Source organism: Mycoplana dimorpha, from assembly GCF_003046475.1.
Classification (GTDB): Bacteria; Pseudomonadota; Alphaproteobacteria; order Rhizobiales; family Rhizobiaceae; genus Mycoplana; species Mycoplana dimorpha.
Window position 1 is genome coordinate 173,886 of the sequence record NZ_PZZZ01000007.1, and the last position, 17,106, is coordinate 190,991.

Annotated in this window: 15 protein-coding genes and 1 tRNA gene; 12 read left to right on the forward strand and 4 right to left on the reverse strand. The window is 62.6% G+C overall.

The features are described from left to right. Nucleotides 1-255: 255 nt before the first annotated feature. Both C7449_RS17145 and C7449_RS17150 read left to right on the forward strand, forming a co-directional pair. Nucleotides 256-1,272, forward strand: coding sequence for a LysR family transcriptional regulator (locus tag C7449_RS17145; protein ID WP_108004121.1), 1,017 nt, complete (start codon nt 256-258; stop codon nt 1,270-1,272). 9 nt (nt 1,273-1,281) lie between these two features. After that, on the forward strand, nt 1,282-1,791 hold the full coding sequence (locus C7449_RS17150) for a hypothetical protein (protein WP_108004122.1): 510 nt from the start codon (nt 1,282-1,284) through the stop codon (nt 1,789-1,791). Between the two features lie 108 nt (nt 1,792-1,899). On the opposite strand, the gene C7449_RS17155 is transcribed toward C7449_RS17150, so the two are convergent. Then, nucleotides 1,900-2,124, reverse strand: coding sequence for a hypothetical protein (locus C7449_RS17155; RefSeq protein WP_108004123.1), 225 nt, complete (start codon nt 2,122-2,124; stop codon nt 1,900-1,902). A 394-nt stretch (nt 2,125-2,518) separates the two neighbouring features. Between C7449_RS17155 and iolG the strand changes: the two genes are divergently transcribed. The 6 genes from iolG to C7449_RS17185 all read left to right on the forward strand — a co-directional run bounded on the left by iolG (nt 2,519) and on the right by C7449_RS17185 (nt 7,994). After that, nucleotides 2,519-3,511: an inositol 2-dehydrogenase gene (gene iolG / locus C7449_RS17160; protein ID WP_108004124.1), complete on the forward strand. Its 993-nt coding sequence runs from the start codon at nt 2,519-2,521 to the stop codon at nt 3,509-3,511. Between the two features lie 346 nt (nt 3,512-3,857). After that, nucleotides 3,858-3,934, forward strand: a tRNA-Arg gene (locus C7449_RS17165). Nucleotides 3,935-3,968: 34 nt separating this feature from the next. Continuing rightward, nucleotides 3,969-4,565 (forward strand): histidine phosphatase family protein, encoded by a 597-nt coding sequence (locus C7449_RS17170; RefSeq protein WP_108004125.1) that lies wholly within the window; start codon nt 3,969-3,971, stop codon nt 4,563-4,565. A 168-nt stretch (nt 4,566-4,733) separates the two neighbouring features. Beyond that, nucleotides 4,734-5,756: a phosphogluconate dehydrogenase (NAD(+)-dependent, decarboxylating) gene (gene gnd, locus C7449_RS17175; RefSeq protein WP_108004126.1), complete on the forward strand. Its 1,023-nt coding sequence runs from the start codon at nt 4,734-4,736 to the stop codon at nt 5,754-5,756. Between the two features lie 18 nt (nt 5,757-5,774). Beyond that, on the forward strand, nt 5,775-7,181 hold the full coding sequence (gene zwf, locus C7449_RS17180; RefSeq protein ID WP_108004127.1) for a glucose-6-phosphate dehydrogenase: 1,407 nt from the start codon (nt 5,775-5,777) through the stop codon (nt 7,179-7,181). Nucleotides 7,182-7,421: 240 nt separating this feature from the next. Then, entirely contained in the window at nt 7,422-7,994 is a 573-nt protein-coding gene (locus tag C7449_RS17185) for an NADPH-dependent FMN reductase (protein WP_108004128.1), read from the forward strand. Nucleotides 7,995-8,242: 248 nt separating this feature from the next. On the opposite strand, the gene C7449_RS22470 is transcribed toward C7449_RS17185, so the two are convergent. From C7449_RS22470 to C7449_RS17195, 3 genes are read right to left on the reverse strand one after another with little or no spacing between them, the layout of a single operon-like run. Then, complete coding sequence (locus C7449_RS22470; RefSeq protein ID WP_407070388.1) at nt 8,243-8,434, reverse strand: hypothetical protein; 192 nt, start codon at nt 8,432-8,434, stop codon at nt 8,243-8,245. Next, nucleotides 8,427-9,551: a nucleotide sugar dehydrogenase gene (locus C7449_RS17190; RefSeq protein WP_342588270.1), complete on the reverse strand. Its 1,125-nt coding sequence runs from the start codon at nt 9,549-9,551 to the stop codon at nt 8,427-8,429. Before C7449_RS17190 ends, C7449_RS22470 begins: the two co-directional genes overlap by 8 nt. A gap of 48 nt (nt 9,552-9,599) precedes the next feature. After that, a complete protein-coding gene (locus C7449_RS17195; RefSeq protein ID WP_146165096.1) occupies nt 9,600-10,580 on the reverse strand; it encodes a glycosyltransferase family 2 protein in 981 nt (326 codons plus the stop codon). Between the two features lie 275 nt (nt 10,581-10,855). On the opposite strand from C7449_RS17195, the gene C7449_RS17200 reads away from it, so the two are divergent. From C7449_RS17200 to C7449_RS17215, 4 genes are all read left to right on the forward strand, one after another. After that, on the forward strand, nt 10,856-12,142 hold the full coding sequence (locus C7449_RS17200) for a glycosyltransferase family 2 protein (RefSeq protein ID WP_170115921.1): 1,287 nt from the start codon (nt 10,856-10,858) through the stop codon (nt 12,140-12,142). A gap of 122 nt (nt 12,143-12,264) precedes the next feature. Beyond that, entirely contained in the window at nt 12,265-14,043 is a 1,779-nt protein-coding gene (locus C7449_RS17205) for a glycosyltransferase (RefSeq protein ID WP_170115922.1), read from the forward strand. 17 nt (nt 14,044-14,060) lie between these two features. Further along, on the forward strand, nt 14,061-15,929 hold the full coding sequence (locus C7449_RS17210) for an acyltransferase family protein (RefSeq protein ID WP_108004132.1): 1,869 nt from the start codon (nt 14,061-14,063) through the stop codon (nt 15,927-15,929). 83 nt (nt 15,930-16,012) lie between these two features. Further along, complete coding sequence (locus C7449_RS17215; protein WP_108004133.1) at nt 16,013-17,026, forward strand: NAD-dependent epimerase/dehydratase family protein; 1,014 nt, start codon at nt 16,013-16,015, stop codon at nt 17,024-17,026. Nucleotides 17,027-17,106: the final 80 nt, after the last annotated feature.

A 17,106-nucleotide genomic window follows, 5' to 3' on the forward strand; every position in this document is an offset into this window, starting at 1 on the left:
AAATCTCTCCCTTGTTTTGCCAGGCCCGCCCATGGTTCGGACCGTATCGGTGCTTCGTTGCCCGCTGTCGCAGACGACGGTCTCCAACGGAGGAAAAGGATGACAACCCCTCCCGGCCTCACACTCCCTTGGGCACGGCGCACCTGACGGGAACCTCTCCTGAATTGCCATAACTGTCAAATTCCATAAGCTTCTAAATCCATATCAGAAATGTTATATCGGCGACGAATGATATGATTTATAAACAACCTGGCCATGCAGAACATCAAGCACACTTCCTTCGACCTGCCGGAAACAACGAACCAGGAGCAACTGGACACCGGTCTGCTGCGCGCCGGCCTGAAGCTCAGCCATTTGCGGATGATCGTGGCGATCGACGATCACCGGCAGATCAGCGCCGCCGCCGAGGCGTTGAGCATTTCACAGCCTGCGGCCTCCCGGATGCTGGCCGAAATGGAGGGCATCCTCGACGCACAGCTGTGCGAACGCGCCTCGCGGGGCGTGCAACTGACGCAGTTCGGCCGCGCCTTCGCGCGCCGCGCCCGCACCATCCTGCTCGAACTGCACGAGGTGGACCGGGAGATTTCGGCGCTGAAGTCCGGCGCCGGCGGCACCGTGTTCCTCGGCACCGTGACGGCGCCCGCCATCAGCCTCGCAGTGCCCGCGATCCAGCAGGTCAGCGCCGCCTATCCCGGCATCGAGGTCAACGTCCGCATCGAGACGAGCAACGTGCTGGCGCGCGAACTGCTGTCGGCCCGGCACGACTTCATCATCGCCCGCGTGCCCGACGATCTCGATCCGCGCCTTTTCAATGTCCAGGAGATCGGCATCGAAAAGGCCTGCCTGATCGTCCGCCGCGGCCATCCGCTGGCCGAAAAGCCGGTGGTGTCGCTGGCCGATCTGCCGTCCTACGACTGGGTGTTCCAGCCGCCGGGCACGCTTTTGCGCCGGCGCGTCGAGGAGCTGTTCATCGCCGCCGGCGTGCCGCTGCCGGCGACCGTCGTCAACACCGCCTCGCTGCTTCTGACGGTGGCGCTCGTCTGCTCCTCCAATGCGGTCGCGCCGATCGCCCGGGACATGGCCGAGTTCGTGACCGGCAAGGGCGGGGGTCCGAGCGAGGTCCGCATCCTGAACACCAATTTCGACATCGACATCAAGCCCTACAGCCTCATCTCCGTGAAGGGCCGGGCGCTGCCGCCGAGCGCAAAGCTGTTCTATGATCTGATTCTGCAGCGCGCCCGGATGCTTTTTCCGGATCGTGCGGAGCGCTGAGGGGGAACCGTGTTCGGCAGAAGCGTCTTTGAAACCGTGCTGGAACGCCTGAGGGCGGAGGCGGAGGAGGCCGAACCGATGGCGACAGCGAACGCCGCGGCCGGGACGGCCGGCACGCCGCCGCCTCCCTTTGCCGTTTTCGGCGACGGCAATTCGTCAGTCTCCAGCAGCCGGGTCGCCGCGGCCTACCGGGACATGGCAGAAGACCAGATGCCGGCGCGGCGTGAAGCCGCGCCCGCTCCGCCTCCTTCTCCTTCTCCTACCGCTCCTCCTCCTCACCCGCCGCACCTGTTGCGAACCACGCCGGAGGAGGTGGCGGCCGATCTCGGGCTGACCGGCAAGGAGACGCTAGCGGAACTCACCGAACGCCGCCGAACGTTTGCGCGCGACAATCATCCGGACGGGGTGCCGGCGGACCTCAGGCCCAACGCGACCCGCCGGATGACGATTGCCAACATGCTGATCGACGAGACGCTACGCCGGATCAGGACGGAAGCCGCACTGGGACTGCGGCGCTGAAGCAGCCGTTTTGTTCGCGCCGGTTCCCCTGTCCTCGCCCTGGCCGCTGGCCGTCGCGCCCGTGCTCGTCCCGCAACCGGTCGCCCGTTCCGGCCGGCCTCCTTTGGCCTAGCTCTCGCCGGTCTCGTCCGGCTGCTTGCCCGCGGTGTTCGCGGGCTTGTAGAACACCAGCAACTGGGCGAAGGCGTAGGCCGTGATGACGAGGAAGATCAGCCCCCAGGTCGTCTGGCCGTTATGATATTCGAACGCCGTCCAGGCGGCGCAGAAGCCAACCAGCAGCAGCCGGACCCAGAGCGGCCGATAGATCGGATGGTCGGTGTCGATGAGTTTCATGGAGCCCCCCGGCGACGGTCGTCCGTATCTAAGCAATTTTTGTGGCGGAAGGAAACCTCGGCCCGGCACCGCCGGCCACCGGCCGCCGGCTGCCGTCCGCCGTCTGCTGGCTGCTGGCTGCTGGCTGCTGGGAGAGGCTGGACACGAACGTGCCCGGGGGCCAACAGATCTTGCGGAGCATTGCTGGCGATCAGCAAAGCGCCCCTGACACGGGCGCCGCCGTGGATGCTGCACTCGATGGCGGCGGACGGGTTTTCGCTTGACGGTCCGCCACGCCGATGGAATGCATGTTTCCCGGAAGGAAGATTTCGCTTTATGTGCCGGCCGCGGACTGTTGCGCCATCGTGCATCGCCCCTCCCCCGGTGACGAAGCCGGCCAGACGAGAGGGAAAGCATGGCGGTCAGATTCGGTCTCCTCGGTGCCGGTCGCATCGGCAAGGTCCATGCCCGGGCGGTGAGCGGCAATGCCGACGCGGCCCTCGTCGCCGTTGCCGACGCCATTCCCGCCGCCGCCGAGGCGATCGCCGTGCAATATGGCTGCGCGGTCCGCTCGGTCGAGGCGATCGAGGCGGCCGCCGACATCGACGCCGTCGTCATCTGCACCCCGACCGATACCCACGCCGACCTGATCGAGCGCTTCTGCCGCGCCGGCAAGGCGGTGTTCTGCGAAAAGCCGATCGACCTCGACGTTGCGCGCGTGCGCGCCTGCCTGCAGGTGGTCGAGGAGACCGGCGGCAAGCTGATGGTCGGCTTCAACCGCCGCTTCGATCCGCATTTCATGGCGGTGCGCAAGGCGATCGACGACGGCCGGATCGGCGCGGTCGAGATGGTGACGATCACCTCGCGCGATCCCGGCGCCCCGCCGCTCGACTACATCCGGCGCTCCGGCGGCATCTTCCGCGACATGACGATCCACGACTTCGACATGGCCCGCTTCCTGCTCGGCGAGGAGCCGGTGTCGGTGTCAGCGACGGCGGCGGTGCTCGTCGACGACGCGATCGGCGCGGCCGGCGACTACGACAGCGTCTCGGTGATCCTGCAGACGGCCTCCGGCCGCCAAGCGATCATCTCGAATTCCCGCCGCGCAACTTACGGCTACGACCAGCGCATCGAGGTGCATGGCTCGAAGGGCATGGTCTGCGCCGAGAACCAGCGGCCGGTGTCGATCGAAGTAGCCAATGCCGACGGCTACACCCGCCCGCCGCTGCACGACTTCTTCATGACCCGCTACACCGAGGCCTATGCCCGCGAGATCGAAAGCTTCATCGCCGCCGTCGAAGCGGGCACCCCGCTGTCGCCGTCCGGCGCCGACGGCCTGGCGGCCCTGGTCATCGCCGACGCCGCGTTGCGGTCGGTCCGGGAGAAGCGGCAGATCACGGTCGCCTGAGGCCGATCGCCCATCGGGCCCGGGCGCGTCCATTCCAACGGTTGCCGGGCGCCGTCCATTCGAACGGCGTGGCCCTCTTCGGACCCGCTCTGGCGCCTCAAGCCGCAACGCCAGACGGACGTTTCCGTCGATCTCTCCAAGCCCCGCGCCGGACTCCCGGCTTGGCACAGCCGCTACGTGCGTCGACGCCTTGCGCTCGCCACGATCGCCGGCGCCGGCGCGCGCCGGATTTCATCGGGCGGATGGTTGATTGGCGAGGGATTTGCGAATTTTCACGATTGATGCCCGGCCATTCCTGGGTTAAGAACCCCTCATCGGATCGGGCGAGTCATCGCCCTTGAGGCAGGCACCCGTAGCTCAGCTGGATAGAGTGTTGGATTCCGATTCCAAAGGTCACAGGTTCGAATCCTGTCGGGTGCGCCATCATTGCTAGTCGGCATAGCGCTGCGATGAAGCGATGTCACAACAGCTCTCATCGATCTACCTGGCCAGACATGGCGAAACGGCCTGGAGCCTTTCCGGCCGACACACCGGACTTACCGATCTGCCGCTCACGGAGCGGGGCGCCGAAGATGCCGCCGCGCTGCGGCAAAGGTTGAGCGGGATTGCGTTTGCGAAAGTCTTCACCAGTCCGCTGCAGCGAGCCGTCCAGACCTGCGACATCGCCGGTTTCGGGTCAGTGGCCGAAGTCGACCGCGATCTTGTGGAGTGGGATTACGGCGCCTATGAGGGGCGCCGCACCGTCGACATCCAGAAGGAGGCGCCCGATTGGCAGCTTTTTCGCGATGGCTGTCCCGGCGGTGAAACACCGGCGGACGTTGGCGCGAGGGCGGATCGCGTGCTCGCGCGCCTGCGCGCCATCAAGGGAGATGTGCTGCTTTTTTCCAGCGGCCACTTCCTGCGCACGCTGGCCGCCCGCTGGCTCGGGCTCGCCCCTGCGGCGGGCAGGTATTTTCAGCTGAGCACGGCATCGCTCAGTATCCTCGGCTTCGAGCATGATCGGTACGATCCGGTGATCCGGCTGTGGAACGAGACGGCGTTGGGGCGCAAGTGACCGTCTTTCCTCGATGCGACGGCATTCGGCGATCATAACGGCTGCAATTTCGTGGTACGATCCGCCTCGGAGCTCAAAAGGAGCCCACGCTTCAGCACGACTGTTCGACGAGCGCCCGTTCGCTCGCCACCGCTGACCAGCCTCGATTCCACACCGCGAGGACGTGCCATGCAAATCGGAATGATCGGACTTGGCCGCATGGGTGCGAACATGGCGCGCCGGTTGCTCAGGGATGGCCATCACTGCATCGTTTCCGACCGGTCGCCGCAGGCTGTTCAGGCGCTGGCGCAGGACAAGGCCGACGCTGCCGGTTCGCCCGCGGAGCTGGTGAAGAAACTGGCCAGACCGCGGGCAGTTTGGCTGATGGTGCCAGCCGCCGTGGTCGACGAGGCGATCGCCGATCTCGTGCCGCATCTGGAGGCCGGCGACATATTGATCGATGGAGGCAATTCCTACTACGTGGACGATATACGACGGGCGAAGGCGCTCGCCGCGACGCAGATCGATTATGTCGACGTGGGCACCAGCGGCGGCGTTTGGGGCCTCGAGCGCGGCTACTGCATGATGATCGGCGGACCGCAAGCGGCAGTGGAACGCCTCGACCCCGTCTTCAGAACACTGGCGCCCGGCCCCGGCGACATCGCCCGCACCGCCGGGCGCGAGACGCTCGCCGGGACTGCCGAGATGGGCTACCTGCATTGCGGTCCGAGCGGCGCCGGCCACTTCGTCAAGATGGTCCACAACGGCATCGAATACGGACTGATGGCCGCCTATGCAGAGGGATTGAGCATCCTGCGGGCCGCGGACATCGGCACGAAGGAGAGCGAGGCGGACGCAGAGACGACGCCGCTCCGGGACCCCGATCTTTATCGATACAGCCTCAACCTGGCCGACATCACCGAGCTATGGCGGCGCGGCAGCGTGATCTCCTCCTGGCTCCTGGACCTGACGGCGGCAGCACTCGTCGAAGACCCGTCGCTCGCCAGGTTTGCCGGCCGGGTTTCGGATTCCGGCGAAGGCAGGTGGACAATCAGGGCCGCGATCGACGAAGCGGTCCCCGCGCCCGTCCTTTCAGCCGCTCTCTACGCACGCTTCAGTTCGCGCGGAGAGGCCGAATTCGAAAACAAGCTGATGTCGGCGATGCGCTACGAATTCGGCGGGCATCTGGAAAAGCCGGCCGGCAAGCAATGATCGCAGGCGGAGGTCACAGTGAGCGAGGCCCGATCCGATGCTTTGGTTTTCTTCGGTGCCACCGGCGACCTGGCATACAAGAAGATATTCCCTGCGCTGCAGGCGATGGTGAAACGCGGCCACCTCGACGTGCCGGTGATCGGCGTTGCCAAGTCCGGCTGGAACCTCGACCAGTTTCGCGAGCGGGCGCGGGACAGCCTGGAGAAACACGGCGGGCTGGATCCTGCGGCCTTCCGGAAGCTGGTCGCACTGCTCCGTTACGTCGACGGGGATTACGCAGATCCGGCAACGTTCCAGGCGGTCAGACGGGAACTCGCGAGCGCGGAGCGCCCCGCCCATTACTTGGCAATCCCGCCTGCCTTGTTCGGGATGGTCGTCGAGCAGTTGGTGAAGGCGGACTGCACCAGGGGCGCGCGCGTGATCCTCGAAAAGCCCTTCGGGCGCGACCTCCGGTCGGCTCGCGCGCTGAATGCCATCCTGCTGAAGACCTTCGACGAGACGCAGATATTTCGCATCGACCATTACCTCGGCAAGGCACCGGTGCACAGCATGCTTCACTTCCGCTTTGCAAACGCCTTTCTTGAGCCTTTCTGGAACCGCAACCACATCGAAAGCGTGCAGATCACGATGGCGGAGGATTTCGGCGTCCAGGGACGTGGAGCGTTCTACGACGGAATCGGCACCACCCGCGACGTGGTCGAGAACCACCTGTTTCAGGTGCTGGCCAATCTGACCATGGAGCCGCCGGTGAGGACCGACAGCGAGTCGGTTCGCGACGAAAGGGTGAAGGTGCTCAAGGCGATCCCTGCGCTCGACGAGGCGAGCATCTTGCGGGGACAGTTTCGTGGGTACCGGAACGAGCCCGGTGTCGCGACGAACTCGACGGTCGAGACGTTTGCCGCGCTGCGGCTCAGCGTCGTCTCCTGGCGCTGGCAGGGCGTGCCGTTCTACATCCGGGCTGGAAAATGCCTGCCGGTGACCTGCACCGAAGTGTTCGTCCGGCTGCGACACCCGCCGAGCGTATATGGCGCAGCCAACCAGATGCCGAACCATGTGAGATTTCGGATCGGCCCTGAATTTACGATTGCGATCGGCATGACGGTCTTGTCACCGGAGCACGATCTCCTCGGCGTGCCGATCGAACTGATTGCCAGCCGCCATCCCCGCGCCGGTGACATCGATGCCTACGAGCGCGTGCTCGGGGAAGCGATGCTTGGCGACGCGACGCTCTTTGCGCGCGAGGACTACGTCGAGGAAGCCTGGCGAATCGTGGACCCGGCGCTGGCGGCAGAAACGCCGGTCTACGAATACGACGCCGGCACCTGGGGGCCTCCGGAGATCCAGGCCCTCGCGCCGCCCGGAGGCTGGCACGATCCGGTCGTCGCGGAGGCGGTTTCGAACCGGGCAAGCTCTGATGAGCACTGAGAGAACCCCCGCCGAACTATCCGTGACCGACATTCTGGAAAACACCACTTCGGTTCACCGCAAGCCAACGCCGGACGGCCTGACCAACGCGGCTTAAACACCCTTGAGCCGCGAAACGATTGAAATCCAGTCGCGCGATCGGGGCCGGGGCGCAACCGGGCGGTTCATGACACACCCCCCTCCCCGTGCTATCAATAGAGCCCCGCACCAACCTCTGCCTGGCGATCAAGGGAGAATAGGATGACAAACTATAAGGTCGGGTATTTTGTCGGCAGCCTCGCAAAGGGGTCGCTCAACCGGAAGTTGGCGAAGGCGCTGGTGCGGCTGGCGCCGCCGGAACTGCAGATGCAGGAGATCGGCTTTGGAAACCTGCCGCTCTACAGCTACGACTACGATGCCGATTTCCCGCAGGTCGCCAAGGATTTCAAGGCCGCCATTGCCGCTGTCGACGCCGTGCTCTTCGTGACGCCGGAGTACAACCGCTCGATTCCCGGCGCCTTGAAGAACGCCATCGACTGGGCGAGCCGGCCCTATGGCCAGAACTCCTTCACCAGGAAGCCGTCCGGGATCATCGGCACCTCGCCGGGCGCGATCGGCACTGCCGTCGGTCAACAGCACCTGAAGAGCATTCTGGGCTTCTGCAATTCTCCGATGATGAACTTGATCGAGGCCTATATCCAGTTCACGCCCGACCTGATCTCCGACGACGGGGTCGTCAATTCAGAATCGACCGAGGCATTCTTGCGCAACTACATGAGCGAATTCAGCGCCTTTATCGCGCGCGTGCTCAGCGTGTACCCGCGCTCGGCGTGACATCGGGGCGGCATTGCCAGACTGTCAGGTAAGGCAAGCATGGCCCGGGCATAATCCGTCAGGGAATGTGCGGACGCATAGGCTCGTATGACGACCGCAACCCTTGCCGCTTTGAACGAAGCACGGGGGATCCCGCTGCCGCCAGCGGGAACTGTGTCTCATGCCTCTTCCTTAGGGGCCAAAGGCATTAAGCACCCTTCCAGCCCTGACTGCGGCATCCTCGATGTCGCCGGCAATCAGGCCAGGCGTCAGGCGAAATGGACGTTGTGGTGCCGGCTTGCCGCGTATCTGCCCCGCGTGTCGACGACGAGGCGGGCGTGGCGCTGGATGAAGTCGTAATCGAAGCTGTCGTGATCGGTCGCCAGCAAGACGCAATCAAACTCGGCCAGGGTCTCCGGGGTCAGGTCCACACTGGTCAGATCGAAGTAATGCTCACGCATCCGCGGGAACACCGGCACGAACGGATCGCTGTAGGCGACCTCTGCCCCCCCTCGCCTGCAGGAGTTCCAGCAGGTGAACGGATGGCGACTCCCGGACATCGTTGACATTCTTCTTGTATGCGAGCCCGAGCACCAGAATCTTGCTGCCGCGCACCGATTTGACGGCGCCGTTGAGAGCGTCCACGACCTTGTCGACGACGAAGTGCGGCATGTGCGAATTCACCTCGCCGGCGAGTTCGATGAACCGCGTGTTGACGCCGTATTCCTTCGCCTTCCAGGTCAGGTAGAACGGGTCGATGGGAATGCAGTGGCCACCCAGCCCCGGCCCCGGATGGTACGGCGTGAAGCCGAAGGGCTTCGAGGCAGCGGCGCGAATGACCTCGTGGATGTTGATGCCCATGCGGTCGGCGACGATCTTCATCTCGTTGACGAGCCCGATGTTCACGGCCCGGTGGATGTTCTCGAGCAGCTTGGTCATCTCGGCGGCCGCCGGGCTGGACACCGGGACGACACGCTCGATTGCCGTCTCGTACAGCGCGACGCCGAGGGCCAGACAGGCCTCGGTCACGCCGCCACAGACCTTGGGAATCTTGTGTGTCGGATAGGCGTGGTTGCCCGGATCCTCGCGCTCGGGTGAGTAAACGACGAAAAAGTCCTCGCCGACGGAAAAGCCGCGGTCGCGCACCGGCGGCAACACGATTTCCTCGGTCGTTCCCGGGTAGGTGGTGGATTCCAGCGAAAGCAACTGGCCCTTCCGCAGGAAGGGCTTGAGCGTTTCCAGCGTAGTGGTGATGAACGAAAGATCCGGCTCGCGGTGTCGGCCGAGCGGCGTCGGCACGCAAATGATGATCGCGTCGACTTCGGCAATGCGTGCGAAGTCGCTGGTGACGGTCATGCCCGCGTCCAGCGCCGCCTTGATGCGTGCCGGTTCGATATGGCTGATGTAGCTCTGCCCGTCGCGCAACATCGTGATCTTGTCTTCGTCGATATCAAATCCGACGACCGAGCGATGCTTCTCAGCAAAACGGAGTGCGAGCGGCAGGCCGACATAACCCAGTCCGATGATGCCGATGGACAGCTCACCGCGGGTGAGCTTCTGCAGAAATAGATCTTTCATTCTTCCTTGATCGCCTCGTTTTGCTGTCGTTCTGCGGTGGATGGGGACCTAGTGGCCGGTTGTTTCAACATAAAGATCGGATCGGCGCCCGAACACCGCAGCCAGTCGCCCGGCGATCCAGCCCGCGCCCCGCACGGTCGAAAGAAATGTCCGTCCTGCGGTCGGCAGGATTGCGAGGAAAAGGACTGCGACCATCAGCGTCCGCAGCGGAACGGTCAAGATCAGCGAGACGGCATACAATGCGCTCTTGTCGAGCTTTCTGCGAAACGAGGTATTGGACTGGTTGAGGGCGCGCCAGAACTGGTAGCCGGGAGTCAGTCTCTCGGACGGCACTGTTTCGCGAACCACGGCATCCGGAACCCATTTGACCGCCAGCCGGCGGCGCCTTACCTGCGCGAAGAATGCCGCATCCGACCCGCCGGAAAAACGCATCCCTTCGTCGAAACGCAGGCCATGACGGGTGAACAGCTCGGTGCTCGCAAGCCAGTTGCCGGTCGTGATCGTCACTTTGGTATCCCGGCCGCCCGCGGCGAGATTTCGCGCTTTCCGGGCTTTTTCGTCATAGCGCCTTGCGATGGCCGAATGCACGAACCGCTTGCCGAAACTGCTGCCTTCGGGCGGCAACGCCGCCAAGACCGGCCCACCCAAAAGCAGCGCGCCAGAGGTCCTGTAGGCGCTGACAAGTTCGTCCGTCCAGGCTTGGTCGGCAATCTCGTCGTCATCGACAAAGGCCAGGAGGTCGGCCCCGGTCTCGACCGCGAACTCGATGGCCCGGTTCCGCGCCATCGGTATGCCAACGCGATCTTCAAGCAGATAATGCAGTTCGGCACCATCGAACCGCGGGCGCATCTCTTCGACCGTTGCCTGGGAATTCGGAGCGCCATCGTTTTCGACGATCAGAAACACCGGCTCGACGTCCTGAGGCCGACGCATGGTTGCGAGCGACGCCAGGAGATACTTAAGCATCTGCGGCCGTCGACGGGTTGCTGCGCAAACAACCACTCTCAAATTACAACCCTTGGCAAGCAATAGCAGCCTCTGACTTCATCCTAGTGGCTCCATTAGCGGCGCTCGCATACGACGAATGCATTTAAATACCGTGCACGAGTTCAGACTCCCTTATAAGCGGGCGCTTTGATTGACAACAATTTGCGTTGCTGAAAAAAGAGACCTCCACAGTTCTGCGGCCTGCCTGGATGCTCCGACCCTCCGGATACATCCAAAGCCGCGGGCGAAATGTGTAATTGAGAGAGCAGTCGCCAGGCGCGCGTAATCGTGTCCGGCCTCTGCGGGGACAGATGCTAGTGGGATCCAAACCAGCGAATCGGCCGAAGCCGACATGGCGTCGCGCCCTGCGGACGATCGGAAGGAAGATCTCCTTTTGGCAGCAGCAGCAGTGGCCGTCGTCACGCCGGCTGATTCCCACGGCCTACGAAATCGGTGAGCGAAACGGGTACCAGAAAGCCGTGGCCTGGGCGGAGCGGCACAGTTCTGTCGACGTGTCGCACGGGATTCATGTCCTGAGAGCCAACCGCGACAAGGCTGATGCGGCCGCATGGATCACGCATCTGAACGCCTATCTGGCGCAATACGGCACCAGTCCGCTGGTTCTGGCCGATGCACAGGGAAGTCTGATCCACCGCCTGCGGTCCACTCCAAAGAAGATCATAACCGACGGACCGCTCGTTTCGGTGATCATGTGCGCCTACAACGCGCAGGACACGATCGAAATGGCGGCGAGGTCCATCCTAAGTCAGAGCTGGAGGCCCTTCGAGCTTCTGATTGTCGACGACGGCAGCACCGACGGAACCGCCGCGATCGCTTTCCAACTTGCAAGGGAAGACGCCCGGGTCAGGGTACATCTGAACGCCGCCAATGTCGGGCCCTATGTGGGCCGCAACCTTGCCCTGCGCCACGCCAGGGGCGCCTACGTCACCTGCCATGATGCCGATGACTGGGCACATCCGGAACGGCTCGAGCACCAGATCGAATTCCTGCACCGGAAGCAGTTGGCCGGCACCCTTTCCGGAATGCTACGCATGCGAGTGAACGGTCAATTCGCGCGATTGACCACCGGGCGGCGCAAAGAAAGAAATGACGGCATCCTGCAGTTTGCCGCCGCATCAGCCCTGTTCGAGCGCAAGGCATTCGACGTGCACCTGCAATATTGGGATTCGGTTCGATTCGGCGCCGATTCGGAGCTGATCGATCGGGCGGAGCTGGCGTTCAGGCACGGAATGCAAAGGCAAGTCACCTTCTCGATGATATGCCTTGACCACGAAAATAGCTTAACCAACCATCCGGAGACCGGACTCTCTGAACGGCACGGACTATCTAAAGCAAGAAAATTATACTCGGCAGAATATAAAGCCTGGCATGCGCAAAGCTCTTCATCTTCCCTCAAGATGGATTTTCCGCAATATGAGCGACGTTTCAAGGCTCCGGCCGAAGCAGTCGTACGTATCGAGGACGTATCGCATGCCGTTTCCAATTCAAGTTTCGATACCCCGAACGGTGGACTAGCTCCATTTCCCCGCGTGAATGCTTCCGGACAGAACCCTGCAACATGCTTCACACCGCTAAACGCCTAAAACGACTGATAATCCGAAGCTATGGCCCTTCCAGAACTGGCGGCTCGCTTGCCGGAAAGCCCGGGCATGATAATCACGGCATTGCAAAACGGAGGAAGAGAACGCGCGAAATCGGAGCGATTTTGACAATCCCCTATGTCCTCGTCACTACTCCCGCGCGGCGCCTGCGGTCGCGAATCGCCTACAGGGCCCGGGACTTCAAGACGGCCGATATTCTGCTTCGCTCGCTTTGCAAGAGTCCCTTTGCCAGTCGTTCCGACCATCAGCGGCGTTTGACAGCGCTCCACCACTTGGGCCAGTCGGACCTTGTGGCCCGGTACTCGCGGTTCGTGGCGCATCTCGGGGCGTCCGGTCATGCAAGGCCCTACAATGTTGCGCATCGGCTTTGGGCATGTGGCAACTATACCGCTGCGCTGAAACTGCTCGGATCGCCCAAAGGCTGGCAAAGGAACAAGCAGTCGGCACAATTGGCATTCGCCTGTCTGACCGCGCTTCGACGCTACCCGGATGCCTCCCGGATACTCGATCTGAAATGGAAGAAGCCGCTCAAGGGCGCTGTGGCCGACAGGGTTCGCAAAGTCGTGCGGTACATGGACAGGGCGAAGATCGAAGCGCCCGGCGACGCCGACGTAACACCTGCTGTTGTTGCGCACTGGCTTGCGCGCAAAGACGACCGCCAACGCCTGACGTATTCGCCCGTAGCAGGACGGGTGATGATTTACGTCCATTCTCTGGCGATCGGCGGAGCGGAACGTCAGGCCAAGAACCTCATCGAAAGCCTGTGCGCGGACGATACCGTAAGCGCCGTCCACCTGCTCATGAAAAAACCGGACACCGAGCATCAGTACGATGTGAAGGCGCCGGCCGGAAAGTTCGTGCGGCACGACTTCGGAAGCATGCCCGGTGGAATCCCGTCGCCCTGGCGCGGCCAGGCGCTCATGGAGGATGTCTGGTCCCTCTCCGATGCATTGGGTCTTTCGTCGTTGCCGAACATCGTTGCGGCAATTCATGAAGTGCGCCCGGAAGTCGTACATGCGCGAGCTGGACTTCATGCCGAGGTGGTGCTTGCAGCCATTCTGACCAACGTACCGCGCATCGTTGTCCATTTTGGCTCGATGTCGCGCGGTCAGCAGTCGCATGGCACGGACGCTGCAGTTCTGCGCGAGAAGATGGTCGAGAACGTCATCGCTCAATGCGCCGCGTTCCCGCAACTTGCTCTGGTTGCCAACAGCCGTGCGGCGGCCGATGACTGGGCGCTCGAATGCGGGCTCCCGAAGGAAAGGATAGGGGTCATCTACAACGCCATAGATCCCGAGGATATCGGCTTTTCCGCCCCCGTGACGCTGAAGGTCATCAAACCCGAGGCGCCTCGCGTCGTTGGTGGCGTATTTCGCCTGGCACCGGTCAAGGATCCCCTGCTCTGGGTGAAGGTGGCGGCGCGCGTTGATGCGGCCATCCCCGGCACACGCTTCCTGCTCGTCGGAGATGGACCGATGCGTCCGGCCGTCCAGCAGGCGATCGCAGCTGCCGGGCTCGAGAACCGCTTCGAAATGCCCGGTTTCATCACGAAGAATCTCATCGATTACCTGACGCAAATGGACATATTCCTTCTGACAACGCGGACAGAAAGCCTGCCCAATGCTGTTATCGAGGCACAGCTCGCCGGGTTGCCGGTCATCGCCCCCGATGTGGGCGGCATCCGCGAAGCGGTTGCGGATGACAGCACCGCAATGCTGATCGAGCGCGATGCCGACGCACTTGCGCGCGCGGTGGTAAAGGGCCTGCAGGATGAGCGGTGGCTTGCGGATGTCCGCGCGCGTGCACCAGGGCTGATCACCAGGCGGTTCTCTCGAGAGACGCTGCTCCAATCGACCAAGTCGGCTTACGGCTGGATCTCGTAAGCGGGAATATACGAGCAATGAAATACCGCCCCGAGATCGATGGGCTGCGCGCCGTGGCCGTCGTAAGTGTGATCCTATTTCATGCCGGCGTTCCGTTCTTGAGCGGAGGCTTCATCGGTGTAGACGTCTTCTTCGTTATTTCCGGCTATCTGATCACGACACTCCTTATTCGCGACCTGTGTGCCGGGCGTTTTTCTATCCTGGACTTCTATGACCGCCGCGTGCGGCGGATCATGCCGGCGCTATTTGTGGTGATCCTTGCGAGTTTCACTGCGGCGTGGTTCATCCTCCTGCCAGCAGACCTGGAACGCTTTTCGATCAGCGCGCTTGCCAGCATGACCTTCTGGTCGAATATCTTCTTCTGGACCGAGAGCGGCTATTTCGACAGCGCCAACGAACTCAAACCCCTGCTGCACACCTGGAGCCTCGGGGTTGAAGAGCAATACTACATCGTGTTTCCGCTCCTGCTGGCGTCCCTGTGGCGTTTTGGCAGGACAGCCGTTCTCGTTTTGGTTGGCGTGATCTTCGCCGCAAGTCTGGTATTGGGGTTTGGGAATTTCGGCGCCTGGAGCGCGCCCGAAGCAGCATTCTACCTGCTTCCTCATCGAGCATGGGAGCTTCTGGTCGGGGTCTTTGCGGCTTTCTACCTGACGCGGGCACAGCCGGCGCTTCCCGGTGCTGCGCTGTCGGGCGCGCTTTCAGCAGGCGGCATGGCGCTGATTGCCTTCGCCATCGTCTCCCAGGACGAAGACGCGACATTCCCGAGCATGTATGCACTGGCCGCCACGCTCGGAGTAGCGCTCATCATATTGTTCGAACGCAAGGGCACATGGTCCTATATGTTGCTGGCCAATCCGCTCTTCCGCGGGATCGGCCTGGTCAGCTACTCTGCGTATCTGTGGCACCAGCCGCTGTTCGCCTTCACCCGCTATCTTCACATTGAAGCTCCCTCGCCGATGCAGATGGGCCTGCTGAGCGTGCTGACGCTTGGTCTGGCCTATCTCAGCTACCGCTTCGTGGAGACGCCCTTCCGGGATCGCCGCCGGTTCAGCCGAAACCAGATCTTTGCCGGCGCGGGCGCGGCACTGACCGTGGCACTTTCGATCGGGGCCGCCGGTTTCTTGAGCGAGGGCGCGCCGCAGCGTTACGCGCCGCGCCACCTGGCGGTGTTCAGGCAGTTCGAGGAGCCGGGCGAATATGTGAAGGCCCGTTTCGACGCATTGCGCAATGCCGAGTTCGATCCAGCCGACCCGCGCACAAAGCTGCTGGTCATCGGCGACAGCTATGGACAGGACATCGTCAATGCCGTAGCCGAGACGGAACTGGCGCAGCGCTTCCAGATATCGACGTTCCACATCTCTGCACGCTGCGGAAATCTCTTTCTGAAACGCGATTTCACCGATTTGCGCGAGCCTTCCGACCGCGCCCTCTGCGCCGGCCGTCCCGGCTACGAGGACGAAGGGCTGCAAAGCCGGATGGCCGAGGCGGATGAGATCTGGCTGGTTTCGAGATGGAAGGACTGGCAGGTGGAAAAGCTTGCCGAGAGCATTGAGAGCATCAGGGCGGCAAGCAAGGCACGCCTCCGCGTGATGGGCCCTAAGGATTTCGGCATAACGATGTCGCTCAATCGCTACATGCACGAGTTCGAGACAGGTAACCAGTCAATGGTCGTTATGTTTGAGCCAGATCACCAGCTAATAAACACCGCCATGCGTCAAAGTTTGCCGGCCGATGTCTTCATCGACATCTCCAAAATGATGTGTGGTTCAGGCCCGACCTGTCGCAACCTGACCGAGGACAACGTCCTGATCTCTTACGACGGCAATCACCTCACCCAGGCCGGCGCCCAGCTGATGGGGAAACGCCTCATGGGGTACCTGCATTGATTCTCGAGCGCATACGCATTTGTCGGCACGACCGGTGCCGGGGCAACGCGACCTGGTGCGCAACAACAGAATAGGACAGTCCATTGAAAAAGATCCTGATCACCGGAACCGCCGGCTTCATCGGCTTTCACCTGGCCCGCCTGCTGCTGGAGCAGGGCAACCGCGTGCACGGGTATGACGGGATGACCGACTACTACGACGTCCGCCTCAAGCAGCGTCGGCACGCCATGCTGCTGCAGAACAAGGAGTTCTCGGCGACCGAAGGCATGCTGGAGGACGCAGCGCTTTTTGACAGGATCGCGGACGAGTTTGCGCCCGATGTGATCGTCCACCTCGCCGCCCAGGCCGGCGTGCGCTACAGCCTGGAGAACCCGCGCGCCTATATCGACAGCAATATCGTCGGCACCTTCAACGTGATGGAGGCCGCGCGCCGCCTGAAGGTGCAGCATCTGCTGATGGCCTCTACCTCGTCGGTCTATGGGGCCAATCTCGAAATGCCCTTCACCGAGACGGAGAAGGCCGACACCCAGTTGACCATCTACGCCGCCACCAAGAAGGCCAACGAGAACATGGCGCATTCCTACGCGCATCTTTGGGACCTGCCGACGACCATGTTCCGGTTCTTCACGGTCTATGGAACCTGGGGGCGCCCCGATCTCGCGCTCTATAAATTCGTCGACGCGATCCTCGATGACCGGCCGATCGACATCTACAACAACGGCAACATGTATCGCGACTTCACCTATGTCGATGATCTGGTGCGGGCGATCGCGATGCTCATCGACGCCGTGCCGCAGCGTCCCGAACGCCCCGAGGAAATCCCCGAGGGCGACAGCCTCAGCCCGGTCGCCCCATTCCGCATCGTCAACATCGGCAACTCGGACAAGGTGTGCCTGCTGGACTTCGTGGATGCGATCGAGGAGTGTCTGGGCAAGAAGGCGATCCGCAATTACATGGGCATGCAGACCGGTGATGTCCCGGCCACATGGGCCGATGCGTCGCTGCTGCAGACCCTGACCGGCTACCGCCCGCAGACGAATTTCAAGGATGGCATCCGGAGATTCGTAGACTGGTTCCGCGATTACTACGGCAAGTAAGCAACTCGAGTGATCAGGCCTGGCGCACAGTCCTGATCGCCGTGAGCACAGAGTGTTGTAAATTCAGCTCCCTTGGGTTA

Bases quoted from the DNA above. Each gene is read 5' to 3' on its own strand.
- C7449_RS17210 (WP_108004132.1), top strand. From the start codon at position 14,061: ATGAAATACCGCCCCGAGATCGATGGGCTGCGCGCCGTGGCCGTCGTA.
- C7449_RS17185 (WP_108004128.1), top strand. From the start codon at position 7,422: ATGACAAACTATAAGGTCGGGTATTTTGTCGGCAGCCTCGCAAAGGGG.
- C7449_RS17170 (WP_108004125.1), top strand. From the start codon at position 3,969: ATGTCACAACAGCTCTCATCGATCTACCTGGCCAGACATGGCGAAACG.
- C7449_RS17190 (WP_342588270.1), bottom strand. From the start codon at position 9,551: ATGAAAGATCTATTTCTGCAGAAGCTCACCCGCGGTGAGCTGTCCATC.
- gnd (WP_108004126.1), top strand. From the start codon at position 4,734: ATGCAAATCGGAATGATCGGACTTGGCCGCATGGGTGCGAACATGGCG.
- C7449_RS22470 (WP_407070388.1), bottom strand. From the start codon at position 8,434: ATGCGTGAGCATTACTTCGATCTGACCAGTGTGGACCTGACCCCGGAG.
- C7449_RS17155 (WP_108004123.1), bottom strand. From the start codon at position 2,124: ATGAAACTCATCGACACCGACCATCCGATCTATCGGCCGCTCTGGGTC.
- iolG (WP_108004124.1), top strand. From the start codon at position 2,519: ATGGCGGTCAGATTCGGTCTCCTCGGTGCCGGTCGCATCGGCAAGGTC.
- C7449_RS17145 (WP_108004121.1), top strand. From the start codon at position 256: ATGCAGAACATCAAGCACACTTCCTTCGACCTGCCGGAAACAACGAAC.